The sequence below is a fragment of the Streptomyces sp. Pv4-95 genome, from assembly GCF_045782725.1.
Lineage (GTDB): Bacteria > Actinomycetota > Actinomycetes > Streptomycetales > Streptomycetaceae > Streptomyces.
Map to the genome: position 1 here is coordinate 288,792 of NZ_CP127172.1, position 12,675 is coordinate 301,466.

Sequence of the window (12,675 nt, forward strand, 5' to 3'; positions counted from 1 at the left end):
CGTTTGCGTCGGGCCTGCCGGCATCCCACACTCGAAAAAACCCAAAACCGCCGATAGCAGGAGGTATATGTCATGGGTTCGAGTACTGGAGACATGGCTGTCGCCGGTCAGCCTGAGGACGTGGAGCTGACCGACGAAGAGGCGTTCTTGGCAGGTGAGTTGGGCATTGCCGAGCCGTCCGACGAGGACGAGTAACGGCGTGCGCCCGGCGGAGGAGGGCGAGGGCAGCGGCCAGTTCCGGTTGGCCGATGCACCCACACTCCCCCCGCCGGGCCCCACTGTTTCTCCAGGAGCAGCGCGAGCGCTGGAACTCGCCGCGCACGACTTAGGGCTACGTCCTGTCTGGCAGAAGCAAGCCGAAGCGCCCGGCATCGTATCCATCTGGAGATGCGAGCTCTCAGAGCGCGGCGACACCTCCCCGCATCCGACTGCGGGCATCGGTAAGGCGCAACACTCTTCGGAAGCGCGCTTGCGGGCCCTCAGTGAAGCTCTGGAACGATTCCTCACCGGTCCGGTGAGCCTGGAGAACACACAGATCCATTTCGCCCCCGCCCGAGAACTGGCGACAGGGATCCTCGCCGACGAGGCGAGCGCCCCGCTTCTGGAAACGCTCGCGCACAGCGAGCTCGCCTGTAGCCCCTACCAGTCGCTTCACCCCGGCCGGGACGAAGTGAATATTCCGCTCTACCTGGGTGCGCCGTGGTACGCCGCGCCGAACGGAGAAGCGCACCGCGACCGGGTCGGTGATGAGACGGACTACCGCGCTCTCTCCCGGTACTCCGTCAGCTCCGGATACGGGCTGGCGCCCACGGATGACCTGGCCACCGTGCACGCCCTGTTGGAAACCGTCGAACGGGACGCCTGCTCCCTTCTGACGCTTCGTGTCCTCGCCTCCGGCAGGCCACTGTCCGTCGTAGACCCGGACTTGCTGCCGGGGCACCTCGCACTCCTTCGCGCCCACGCCGAGAGAGAAGCCGGGGTCCGCATCCATCTGCTGGACGCCACCAGCGATCTGGGCATTCCCACCGTCCTCGCTTACTGCCCTCCGCGCGATGGCGTGGCGTACCTACGTGGACAAGCCGCCGCCTTCACATTCCACCAGGCCGTAGCGGGCGCCGTGACCGAGCTCCTCGAAACCGCCGTCGCCCGGCGACACACCCCGCCCGAACCGATCCCGCTCTCCTCTCTGGAGCCATACCCGGTACTGCACCGTTGCGCGCGCTTCGACCTCACCGACGCCCTACGAACAGCGCGCCGCACCCCCTTCCTGAACTCCATCTCCCCGCCCCCACCTGGCGAGGAGCTTTCAGTGCTCATCGCCCGCCTGGAAGCCCACGGATTTCGCGCTCACCGACGCAGCATGATGCCGCCGCCCCGTGCAGGGACGCCGACAACCGGCCTGAGTCTCGTGCACACGGTGGTCCCGGGTCTGGAACGGTTCTTCGCGATCCTGAAGGGCGCCCTGATCGTCCCCGGCCCTCGGGGGCGGTGCCACTAGGGATCGCTGAACAAACCTGCCTCGAAGCGCTGCATTGCGGCTGTCGAGTCTCGTTTCTGGCTCAGATTCCGTGATGCGGGCTACGGAGCAGCGTTCGGGTACCCATGAAGTCGAGCCCGGAGGGAGTGGGCTACTTCGTCTGCCTGATCAGCCGTTACCCGCTCCTGCTCCGGTCGCCGGAGCAGCTCGAAAATACCCGTCCCACGATGCTCTGGTTGCAGATCTGCCATGCGCGGAACGATGTGGAAGTGCACGTGCGCGAAACCTTCGGCTTCTGCGAATTGGACGACGTAGGTCTTGGCGCAACCGGTCACGTTCCGAAGGGCACGGGAGAGCTTGACCTGCCACACCCCCAGGGCCGATGCCTCAGCGTCGGTGAGGTCATGCACCGCGGCAACGTGGCGGCGAGGCAGCAGCACCAGCCAGCCCGGCACCGCGGTGTTGAAGTCGTGAACCACCCGCCAGTGCTGGTCATACGCCACGCACTCGCGTGGCGGAAGGTTGTCGAACTCTGCTTCCTTGCCGCATGCGTAGCAGTCGGGAGTCGTCATGAACGGAGATCGTAGAACCGCTCGCTGCGAAACGCCTGTCGGCCTCGGACACCAGTCACGCCAGGAGAAGTCCCTTCCTCAGGAGTGAGCCGGAATCTCCCCGGACGGTCCACACGCGCCCGGGTGAGGGGGCGCGTGTGAACCGTCCGGGGAGCCAGGTGACGGTCCACGATGTTGTTCATGATCGATTGGATGAGTCTGACCCCGCTCGACGCGGGCGGGACCACGGTGGGCCGTGCCGAGGAGCACCCCGGCTTCGCGGATCCGGACTACGTGCGCCGCAGGAATCTGATTGCTGACCGCGCGGAGGGCCGCCAGGTGGGCGAGCCGTCACCCGAGGTCCACTACACCGAGGCCGAGCACGCCACCTGGCGCGCCGTACACAAGGCGCTGTGGCGAGCCCAGGACCACTGGGCCTGCCGGGAAGTGCTGCGGGCCCGGGAATCCGCGCCGATCCCTGCCGACGGCGTCCCGCAGCACGAGGAGGTGTCCGACCGGCTCGAAGCACTGACGGGATTCCGGTTCACGCCGGCGGGCGGGATCGTGCCGAACAAGCGCTTCCTGGGTGCGATGGTCGATGGATATTTCCACGCCGTTCAGTACGTGCGGCATCCCGCTATGCCCCTGTACACGCCGGAGCCGGATGTCCTGCACGACGTGTTCGGGCACGGCATCCACCTCGCGGATCCGTTCTTCGCCGACCTGTACCGCACGGTGGGTCGTGCCGCGGCCCGGGTGGATACGGCAGACGCGCTGGATCTGATCAGCCGTGTTTACTGGTTCACCCTCGAATACGGCGTCACCCTCGAAGAACGGCTGCCGGGAGCATACGGAGCGGCGCTGCTGTCATCCTTCGGCGAACTCGGGCGCTTCGCTCATGCCGACCTGCGGCCGTTCGACCTCGCCGAGATGGCCCGCCTGCCGTATCAGGTAGCCGGTTACCAGCCGGTCCTCTTCACGGTCGACTCCCTGGCCCACCTCGCCGAGCTCCTCCATGGCTTCCTCGACGACTTCGACGAGACCACCCAAGAGCGCTACCGCCTTCCCGTCCTGTCCGAGCGCGGTTTCATGGCGCGTCCCAGCGGCCGATGACGGCGAGCGGCCGCAATGCCGCTCTCGTGGACCCCGGAGTTCGGCAGCGGTCGCGGTTTGAGGGATGCGGCGCTCCGCCCTGGCACTCCCCCGGCCAGCCGGCGTCGCCGTCCGGGCTACCTACGGCTGCCACCACCGCAATGCGGGGACACGGCGAGCTACCCCACGTTCTTTTCGCTGATCGGCGCCGTTTCGGCGATGGCGGGCAGAGCGGCGTTCTCCGTCGGGTGACCGGGGCGGTCTTCTCGGATGGCGAGCATCGTCAGCATGCCGAGCAGCGGGCCGACGGCCAGTGTCGCGAACGCGGCGAAGAACGAGTGTGTCGCCTGGAACACCACACCGAGCACTACAGGCACCACGGTGCTGCCCAGCTGCCAGAACGCGTTCGTGGCGCCGGCCGCCGATCCGGCCAGGCGTACCCCGGACAGCTGTGGGATGAGAGCGACCATCAGCGGGCTGTAAACGTAGGCGGCGATCCCGAGGAACGGCGCTGTCCACAGGTACGCGGTAAGACTGTCCGCCGTCCCGAACAGCAGCAGCGTCACCACGAACGAGCCGAGCACGAGCACTGTGGGCACCTTGCGCCGCCCGCCGAACAGATCGGTCACCAGACCGATGAAGGGCTTGGCGGCAACGGCTGCGACGGCGAAGATCGCCACGACACCGCCCGCCTGCACCGGCGAGAGGCCGCTGCCCTTGGTCATCAGCGCATTGGCCCAGGTGATGAAGCCGTAGGTGCCCCACAGACCACCGAAGCCGGCAAGGCCGAGCAGGAGCAGATCGCGGTTGCGCACGAGCGGCCCGACCTTCGGCAACCGCCTCGGCTCACGTTCGGCACCGGTCCCGTTGCGCAGGAAAACGAAGCACAGGACTGCGACGGCCATCGAGGCCGTACCGAAGACGTGGTACGAAGCGCGCCATCCGGAGGATGCGATGAGACTCGGCACGACTGCGTTGGCGATCACCGTGCCGAGCGATGTGGCCGTCATGAAGACGCCCATCGCGAATCCTCGGTCCTGGGACCGGAACCACTGGGAGATGAGCTTGACCCCGGCCGAGTAGTCACAGCCCGCGAAGAAGCCGATGCATGCCTGGAATGTGATGCCGAGAGCGGCCGACGTGCTCTCCCCGAAAAGGATCATGAAGCCGCCGGCGGCGAACAGTGTGCCGGAAATGACCACGCGCCCGCCGAGCCAGTCGGTCAGCACACCACCGCAGGCATTGGAGATCACATAGCCGATGTAGTAGCCGGTGGCGAACACGCCGAGCCCTGCTATGGAGACGCCCAGGTGCTCGCCGACGGCGACCGATGCGGGCCCCCACGTCGATCGGTCGACGGCTGTCATGGTGAAAGCCGCCCATGACAGCAGCAGCACCGCCCAGCGATACGGGCGGCGCGCAGCCATCGAGGTGGAACCCACGATCACGCACTCCATTCCTGCGGACAGGTCCGCTCAACACGGGCCTGTCCCCGTCTGCCGTCGCCGCAGCGAACCGAGAAGGCCGCGATGAAGCCTCTTGGCCGGCCACCCGCCACAACACGACTCCCCACAGGAGGGAAGTCTCCCCTGCGGTCCGTCGATCACGGAAGTTCCCCTCGCAGCGCAGCTGCCCCCGGCCAGTTGCCGCCCTGGCCCACGACCTGCCTGAACGGTTTCGCATCGCATCGAGCACCTGGCGCGCCCCACGCCGCGGCAATGGCTCGGCGGGGCGCTCCATGGTCCGCGACGCCATGGACATAGGGCGCGCGGGCCCCGAATTTGCCCTCCGGCAGGGGCCCTGTGCCACAGTGGATCGTCCGGTCGGCCGGAGCGCGCCGTGTGCGCAGCCGCAGCCTCAGCCGGGCTCCCCATATTCCAGACGGATGGTTCGCGTCGCGCGCCCCTGCGCGCGTCCGGCCGCCCTTCCCCCTTACGTCCCCTTCAGAGAGCGATGCAGGCAACGACTCTTGCCCCCAGGGCCACAGACATGTTCCACCAGAACCTGGAGTTCCGGGCTGGTTCCGCCCTGCTGCGCTTCGGCGCGGCTCGGCAGCGTACGGCCGACCGGATCAGCTGGTCCGGTGACGGTGCCGCCGCCTGGCTCGACGACGCCCGCGGCCATGTGTGGAGTGTGGGCGAGCCCGAGTCCGCCGCCGGCCTCGTTCTGCGTGCCGCCCATGGGCTGCCGGGCCGGGTGCGGGAGTTCACCGGTCCCCGAGGCACCGAAGTGCTGGCCGGCCGCCATCTGCCGGTGACCGATGCCGTCGAGTGGGTCTTCCGCTGGACGCTGGAGGAACCGGCGGTCCAACGGGCCGAGGAGCGGGTGACCGAGCTGGACGAGAGCCGGCACGAAGAGCTGCGAGCCTTTCTCGACACCCACAGTCCGGGGCACTCGACCGGTCCCGGTTCCGCCGGCGTCAGCGTGTGGGCCGGGATCCGTGACGCCGACGGCCACTTGGTGGCCTGCGGTGCCCTGAGCAGCCTGCGGGACAGCGGCGCACCACTGATGGCCTCCGTGGCGACGGATGCCCGTCTGCGTGGCCAGGGATTCGGTGCGGCGCTGACCTCGTGGCTCACCCGGTACGCCGTTCGCCGGTACGGGTTCTGCACGCTGTGGCAGCTCGCCGAAAACGCCCCGGCCGAACGGCTCTACAACCGACTCGGGTACCGCAACGAGGACCCCTGCGTGGCCGCGCGCATCGGCACGCACTGACCCCAGGCGGGAAGGGTCGGACGCAGCGTCATGCGAAGGGGCCCTGGTCAGGTGCCCTATCGGTCGAAGGGGATGACCGTTCGGTATTTGCCGCCGGCCGCCTGATGGGGTGGCTCCTCGGCACGCTGGACCGTGATGTGGTCGAGTTTGTTGTCGGTGAGGAGGCGGGTCAGCTCCTGGTGCGCGGTCCGCCACACGTGGTCCGGGTCGGCGTCGGCGGCCGGCAGCAGACGTACGCGCAGCGTCGACGGGGCGGTCTGCTCGACCTGGAACAGCTCGACCCCGGGAGTGCGGTCGAAGAGGGTGCCGAAGGCCAGGGGCGCCAGCTGCACGGAGGCACCACCGTTGGCGGGAAAGGTGAGGATGTCGCCTGAGCGTCCCTGCACGCGAATCGCGGGCAGCGGGTTGCCGCACGGGCACGGTTCGGGCCGGAGCAGGACGCTGTCACCGAGGTCGTAGCGCAGGAACGGCTGCACGCGGTTGGCAAGGTTGCTGACCAGCACGGTGTGCGAGAACTGGCCCGGCGGGGTGGGCCGGTGATCGGCGTCGACCGGTTCGAGCACGGCCCAGTCACTGTTGACGTGGTACCAGCCGTGGGCGCAGCTGTGGCTGAGGTAGGTGCACTCGGTCGCGCCGTACATCGCGCGGACCGTGGTGCGGAAGGCGCGGGCGATCCGGTCGGAGTCGTCCGTGGTCATCGTCTCGCCGGCCGGCTGGATCAGCACCGGGTTGATCCGCAGACGGCCGGCTTCCTGCTCGGCGGTGAGCAGCATGATCGTGCTGGCGTAGCCGATCACGAAGGCGGGGCGGTAGTCGTTGAGCTCGGCCACCAGCTGCGGCATCGGTGTGTGCACCGGGAACGCCCGCAGCAGCTTGCTGCGCCACCCGCCCGCTTGCTGAGTGCGGGAGTACGCGGCGAAGCCGACGTAGTGCCCACCGGTGGCGACGAGTTGGGCGAAGCGCCCGCCCTGAGCCGTTGCCCGGAGGAGGCCGGCAGGACCCAGATTCGAGGCGAGCGCGCGGGAGGTCAGCGCGGCGCCCACTTCCATGTACCGGTCGTCGAGGACGAAGAGGCCCCGCCGGCCGCTGGTGCCCGAGGTGGTGGCCACCATGTGCTTCCCGAGGAACCGCTGCCCGATGCTGTCGGGGTCGTCGCTGAAGGCGCGCACTTTCTCGTACGTGATGGCACGGTCGGTCGCCCAGTCGTCGAAGTTCCCCATCAGGCTCTCCTTGTTGGTGACCGGCAGCAGCGCCGGGTCCTCCACCCGCTCGGGCAGACCGCGGTAGAGACTGCGGTAGTACGGGGAGGTGGCCCGGGCGTGGGCGACCATGTCGGCCAGCCGGTCGCGCTGCCGTCGCGTGACGGCGGGTATCCCCTCCTTGCGGGCCCTGCGGACGTCCCGTCCAAGCCACGCCGTGTTCTCGGTCATCGTGCGGTCCTCCTTCGAGGTACGGGGGCGGTCGACAGCCCGACCTGTCCCAGGACGGCGAGGAAATAGGCTTTGACCTCTTCCGGGCCGGTGGTGTCGGGGTGCGCGGCGAGGTGTTGCAGGGCCAGGCCACTGAGCATCTGCTGGAGGATTTCCGGGTCGCTGTCCGGGGGAAGCTGCCCCGCCGCGCGAGCCCGCTCCAGGGTGGTGCGTACCGCGAGACTGCGGTGGCTGCCGTGCGCCAGGTGGTAGGCGCGCAGCAGGTCGGGGAGGTCGTCGACCGTGCTGTAGAGGCGGCGGATCAGCTTGCGTGCGCGGGGCTTGCCGAGGTGGTCGGCCCAGGCCGTGACCATGCTGTCGATGTCCGGCCAGTCCATCGAGCCAGGGTTCATGTCCCGGTATTCCCACTCGACCGCGCGCACCAACAGGTCGGTCAGGGTCGGGAAGCGGCGGTACACCGTGGCACGGGTGACTCCGGCGCGGCGCGCCACCTGCTCAATACTTGCCGAGCCGACGCCTCGCTCGATGAGCAGATCGAGCGCCGCCGCGAGGATCGCCTCGTCCGCCTCCTGACTGCGTGGCCGGCCGGGAGCCCTCGTGGACGGGGCCGACTCGGCGATGGCGGGCCCTTGGGGATCATTGTCACGCTTCACGACCAATACAATACAGTACAGCTCTGTATTGTATTGAGGAACGGCTCAAACCCGCACCGGTTCCCGGCGGCAAGCCGCCCGTAGGCGGCTTCACCTCTTCCCCACGCCGGAGCCAAGGGAAGAGGTGGGGAGCAGCAACGTCGAGTCAGTGACTGCCGTTCCTACCCGCTGACGGTTGCCGGGGGCGGGGTCCAGCGGCTTGCGGACGGCACGGCGCTGCTGACCCCGAAGTCCTTCTTGAGCTGTTCAGGAATGGCGTAGTGCATGACGCGGCCACGGGTCAGGGAGCTGAGTTCGAAGAGGGTGGTGAAGTGGCCGATTCGGTCCAGCGCCCACGCTCCGAACGGAGACTTGTCCTCGATCGTCTCGAAGATGTTGAGCAGGGCGGGAGCGGCTTTGACGGCGGTGTCCCAGGGGCTGCGGGGCACTTGGAGCCAGTCGGCGCAGGTGTCGCCGATGAGGTAGCGGATGAGGGCGCCGACGACGGGGTCGAACAAGGTGCCGGGGACGACTTCCTCGTAGAGGTCGATGAGCTGGCGCGTGAGATGAGCGCCTTCCTCGCTCGGCCCCATGTGTCGGGTCATGTACAGGTCGGAGAACTCACGGGCGGCCTGGAGGTTCTGGGGGACATGGTTCTGGTCTACGCCGAGCATGGCACCGACGACCCGCCAGGCGTAGTAGTACGCCTCGGCGCCCTGGGTGCTCATGTGGATGCCGAGGCGGTGCAGGGCGTCCAGGACCTGGATGGAGAACATCATCTGCCCGCCGATCATGTCCTCCTGACAGATCGGCGTACCCAGGTCGGCGGCGTCCCACCGGTTCTCGCGTGTGAGGTGGTGGCGGATGGAAGCGTGCAGCAGGCGGACCTTCTGGGCGGCCGGGAGGAAGCGGCCGCCGGCCTCGAAAGCGTCGGGCTGCATGAGGTAGACGGTGAACTGCCCGGTCTCCGCCATCCGCTTGGACGGGTACTTCAGCGAATGGGTGGCCGACAGCAACTTCGCGATGTGCGGCACGACATAGCAGGCGGGCATGGAGGCGAAGGACAGGGCGGTGGAGATGTGCACGTTGTTGTCGATGAAGAACAGCCGAGCCCTCTCCATCTCCTCCCAGTCCACCCAGGCAGGAGGAGCGCTGGTCTCGTGCAGGTATTCCCGGGCGACTTCCGGCAGGCCCTCGGGCAGTTCCTGGCCGACGGTGGAGACGTAGCGCATGAGGGTGTTGAATTTGCCCACCTCCCCGCGCTCGAACAGGGTTGCCACGGTTGCGTCGGCCAGCTCGTCGCCTGCCGACCGCAGCGCGTTCATGGATGCTTGGGTGTAGACCATCGGTGTCGCTCCCAGAATGCGGTGGTCAGTGGTGGCGGGCGGTGGCGGACGTCGCCAGGCCGGACAGGGCACCGCGCGCTTCGGCGGCCAGGTCGGCGTCTGCCAGGGCCTCGTGTGCTGCACGCAGCCGGGCGGTGATCATGTCTTCGACGCGGGCGACGGCTCCGGTGCGGCGAGCGATCGCCCGCGCCCGTTCCACCTGCTGCTCGCTCGGGTTTGCGTGTCCCAGCAGATGGCGCAGTTCGCGGCGCTCCCCCGGGGCGGCGGATTGCAGGGTGTGGGCCATGAGGGCGGTGGGGCGGTTGCCGGCAAGGTCGTCGGCCGGGTTCTTTCCGGTGCGTGCCGGGTCACCGAACAAGCCCAGTAGGTCATCGCGCAGTTGGAATGCCTCACCCAGAGGCAGGCCATAGCCGCTGTAGGCCTCAAGCAGCCTCGGCGGGGCGCCCGCCAGGAGCGCGCCGATGTGCAGGGGATGTTCGACGGTGTACTTGGCCGTCTTGTAGCGGATCACCTTCACCGAGGTCTCCGGGTCCGGCTCGGCGCCGGTGCGCAGGATCTCCAGGCACTCCCCCGCCACCAGTTCGCGGGCCAGCACTCCCCACAGGGGCCGAGCCCTGCTCAGGTAGGCGCTGGGCAGGCCGCATGTGACGAACAGCTGGCCGGCCAGCGATATCAGCAGATCGCCCGTCAGCATGGCCAGAGCCCGGGCACCGGCCTTGGGCCGCGCGTGGTGGGTGAGTACGTCGCGCAGGGCGATGTGCGCGGTGGGCCGGCCGTGCCGCGTACGGCTGCGGTCGATCAGGTCGTCATGGAGGACGGCGGCTGCGTGCACCAGCTCGATCGCACAGGCGGCGCGCACCAGCGCCGCACTGTCGGGCTGACCCGCCCCGCGCCAGCCCCAGTAACAAAACGCCGCCCGGAACCGTTTGCCCTGCTCCGTCGCCACACGTAACTGATCAGCGACCGGCGCCAGGGAGGCATCGATGTCCTCCATCGCCTGCGCTTCGGCGGTAACGAACTCGTCGAGGACTCCATCAATGCGGCTTTTCAGTGCGGCGTGCTCATCCAGTTCAGCCACCGCTGCTCTCCGTCTGGCCGCGACCGGTGACAGTTCGGGCAAGCACCTCCAGGTGAGCCGGCGACGCAGCCGCATACCGGTCCAGGACCAGGCGTCCACGCGCCTTGGTCTCCTCCTGCCCCTCGGTCAGCAGATCCCCGAGGTCAGCTCGGCGCAGTAGGCCGCTCACTCCGCTCAGCGTGCTGCTCAGCCCCGACACGGCCAGATCGGCAAGGCCGGCTACCAGAGCCACAGCATCCCCGGTCAGGCCCGGTCCGCGGCCATCGTGATGTGTCACAGCGTGTCCCCCCTGCATGACAAGTCCGCCCGGACTCCGGCCGGTTGGCGCAGAGCGGCTCAGGCAGCTTCGGCGAAATCCGATTCGAGTGTGACCGCCGATCCACTACCACGCGACCCTTATGCACTATCGAGTGATCTTTCTATAAAGATCCCAAGATTTGGTACCAGAATGAGAACAATGCAGCCCTGCCAAGGCGTGGGCGCCTTCATGTGGAGATCGGCTTCAACAAGGGCGGTGGCCTGGGAGTTTGAGCTTCGCGCGAGCCGTGTGGAGTTCCAGCGTCGGCGGCTCGTGATCCTGAGTTTCTTCTCGCCCGGGGCTGGGATTCCTGAGACGGCGAGGATCTGCCGTTGATCCCCGAGGGAGTGCCCAACGGGGCGCCCGCGCCTCCTCGTGGGAGCGCGCCGCCACTCCCAACCATCGTCATGGGACGTGCAATTGGTGGCACATAACCGGAGACCGCGGCTCTCGCATGGCGAGAGTTGGACGTCACCAGCGATCAGATCGAAGCCTCGCCGGTCAGCGAAGGCACGGCGCACGGACGGAGGACCATGAGCGAGTCCTCCGAGGTCGCCACCATGGCAAACGGGAACCGGTCGAGCTCAAGACAGAGTGCGACGTCTTCAGGATGGGCTCCTTGGCGCACGCCCTCCGCCAGTTCGGCGGCGGCGCGCGACTCGGCAGCGCGGCGGAGGAACTCAGCTGCGTCCTTCACATCCCCGGTGACCCTCCGAGCTATGTAGTGAGCGCACGCCAGATCTTCCTCGGCCTGCCCCTCCTCCCCCGTGACCACGAACGTGACACTGTCACTCCTGCGCGTCCGCAGGAGCCGAGCCGTTGCCTCCGCCACCACGAAGCCGGCGCACAGCACCAGCGGCGCCTCCTTGACCGCAAGGGCGCCGACCGTCCCTGCCGTGGTCTTCTGCACCACGGTCCGTCCGCCCAGGTCAATGGACCGCAGCAGGCCCGGGGAGTTGACGGTGTCGAACCCGGGCGCGGGCGGACCGTCCTTGAGCGCCACCCAATCCGGGTGGCGAGCCTTGAGCGCCAGCGCGTCGTCCAGCGACTCGGCAAGAACGATCTTTTCCGCCCCCTGGGCAAAGGCCCAGGCAGCCACGGTGAAGGCACGCATGACGTCGACCACGACCGCCACGGAAGGGACTTCGGCCAGCTCAGCGATGCCAAGGAAACGAGCGTCCATCCGGTCATGATCGCGCATGCCCGCCCCTGGCCGCCCAGAGAGTGGTGCGCATCACGACGACGTTCTCGGGCATTCGGGCCCGCGCTCCTCACATCCGAGATCTCAGCACGTCGACCTCACAGCCCGGCGCGGACGGGTCGAAGCCGTGCTCGATCAGCCAGCGGACCCCCAGCAGACTTCGCAACGACCACCATGCGCGGATCACGTCGAGGTCGACGGCGGTGCCGTAGCCGGCGATGACGTCGCCGAGGTGCTCCTCGTGTCCTAACGTGAGGGTGGCGAGGTCGTACAGGGCATCGCCCCGGCCCGCCTCGGACCAGTCGATGATGCCCGTGACCTCGTCGCCGTCGACGAACACGTGAGCGATCTGCAGATCGCCGTGCGTGAACGCCGGAGGCCACGGTCGGAGCGCGGCCTGGGCGATCTGGCGATTGCGGGTGACCAGGTCGGCGGGCAGGTAGCCGTCCTCCACCAGCTGCGCGCACTCGCCGTCGAGTTCCGCCGCCAGCTCGTCGAGGTCCCGGCCGGCCCGGCCCGGGCGGGGCGGCAACGGCGCGTCGTGCAGCTTCCGGATGGCGGCGCCGGCCGCGGCCCATGCCGCCGGGGACGCGGTCGACGGCTCGCCGAGGCGGCCGAGCGCCGTCCCCGGGACCTCGGCGATCGCGAGCACGGGCGGCTTGCGCCACAGGATCTTCGGGGTCGGGACCGGCGCCAGGGCCATCGCGTCGACCTCGACGTCGATGCGCGCCTGATCGGCGTCCACCTTCAAGAACACATCGCCGACGCGCAGGGTCGCGCGCTCGGAATGGGCGACGACAACCTTGACCTCATCCATGGCGATCAGTATCCCGAGATGGCCAATCGATGTCGCCG

General features: G+C 68.4%; 13 protein-coding genes. 4 read left to right on the forward strand and 9 right to left on the reverse strand.

Features of this window, described 5'->3' with window-relative positions; genetic code table 11:
- The first annotated feature begins 72 nt into the window (after positions 1-72).
- Both QOM21_RS01330 and QOM21_RS01335 read left to right on the forward strand, forming a co-directional pair.
- A complete protein-coding gene (locus QOM21_RS01330; protein WP_407547637.1) occupies positions 73-195 on the forward strand; it encodes a hypothetical protein in 123 nt (40 codons plus the stop codon).
- 4 nt (positions 196-199) lie between these two features.
- A complete protein-coding gene (locus tag QOM21_RS01335; protein WP_407547638.1) occupies positions 200-1,498 on the forward strand; it encodes a YcaO-like family protein in 1,299 nt (432 codons plus the stop codon).
- Between the two features lie 80 nt (positions 1,499-1,578).
- Here QOM21_RS01335 and QOM21_RS01340 read toward each other — a convergent pair whose 3' ends face one another.
- Positions 1,579-2,049: an HIT family protein gene (locus QOM21_RS01340; RefSeq protein ID WP_407547639.1), complete on the reverse strand. Its 471-nt coding sequence runs from the start codon at positions 2,047-2,049 to the stop codon at positions 1,579-1,581.
- 192 nt (positions 2,050-2,241) lie between these two features.
- On the opposite strand from QOM21_RS01340, the gene QOM21_RS01345 reads away from it, so the two are divergent.
- The gene (locus tag QOM21_RS01345; protein WP_407547640.1) at positions 2,242-3,141 is read left to right on the forward strand and encodes a phenylalanine 4-monooxygenase; all 900 of its coding nucleotides are present in this window, start codon (positions 2,242-2,244) and stop codon (positions 3,139-3,141) included.
- A 158-nt stretch (positions 3,142-3,299) separates the two neighbouring features.
- Here the strand turns inward: QOM21_RS01345 and QOM21_RS01350 are convergent, their stop codons facing one another.
- A complete protein-coding gene (locus QOM21_RS01350) occupies positions 3,300-4,562 on the reverse strand; it encodes an MFS transporter (protein WP_407547641.1) in 1,263 nt (420 codons plus the stop codon).
- 511 nt (positions 4,563-5,073) lie between these two features.
- Here QOM21_RS01350 and QOM21_RS01355 point away from each other — a divergent pair.
- Positions 5,074-5,835: a GNAT family N-acetyltransferase gene (locus tag QOM21_RS01355; protein ID WP_407547642.1), complete on the forward strand. Its 762-nt coding sequence runs from the start codon at positions 5,074-5,076 to the stop codon at positions 5,833-5,835.
- A 56-nt stretch (positions 5,836-5,891) separates the two neighbouring features.
- On the opposite strand, the gene QOM21_RS01360 is transcribed toward QOM21_RS01355, so the two are convergent.
- The 7 genes from QOM21_RS01360 to QOM21_RS01390 form a co-directional block, all read right to left on the reverse strand.
- Positions 5,892-7,265 carry a phenylacetate--CoA ligase family protein gene (locus QOM21_RS01360; RefSeq protein ID WP_407547643.1) on the reverse strand — a complete coding sequence of 458 codons (1,374 nt, stop codon included), beginning with the start codon at positions 7,263-7,265 and terminating at the stop codon, positions 5,892-5,894.
- Positions 7,262-7,918, reverse strand: coding sequence for a TetR/AcrR family transcriptional regulator (locus QOM21_RS01365; protein WP_407547644.1), 657 nt, complete (start codon positions 7,916-7,918; stop codon positions 7,262-7,264). Before QOM21_RS01365 ends, QOM21_RS01360 begins: the two co-directional genes overlap by 4 nt.
- Positions 7,919-8,079: 161 nt before the next feature.
- On the reverse strand, positions 8,080-9,243 hold the full coding sequence (locus QOM21_RS01370) for an oxygenase MpaB family protein (protein ID WP_407547645.1): 1,164 nt from the start codon (positions 9,241-9,243) through the stop codon (positions 8,080-8,082).
- Between the two features lie 25 nt (positions 9,244-9,268).
- Positions 9,269-10,321 (reverse strand): polyprenyl synthetase family protein, encoded by a 1,053-nt coding sequence (locus tag QOM21_RS01375; protein ID WP_407547646.1) that lies wholly within the window; start codon positions 10,319-10,321, stop codon positions 9,269-9,271.
- Complete coding sequence (locus QOM21_RS01380) at positions 10,314-10,553, reverse strand: polyprenyl synthetase (protein ID WP_407547647.1); 240 nt, start codon at positions 10,551-10,553, stop codon at positions 10,314-10,316. The genes QOM21_RS01375 and QOM21_RS01380 overlap by 8 nt, the downstream gene beginning before the upstream one ends.
- 547 nt (positions 10,554-11,100) lie before the next feature.
- Positions 11,101-11,802, reverse strand: coding sequence for a 2-phosphosulfolactate phosphatase (locus QOM21_RS01385; protein WP_407555544.1), 702 nt, complete (start codon positions 11,800-11,802; stop codon positions 11,101-11,103).
- 88 nt (positions 11,803-11,890) lie between these two features.
- Entirely contained in the window at positions 11,891-12,637 is a 747-nt protein-coding gene (locus QOM21_RS01390) for a phosphotransferase family protein (RefSeq protein WP_407547648.1), read from the reverse strand.
- Between the last annotated feature and the right edge of the window lie 38 nt (positions 12,638-12,675).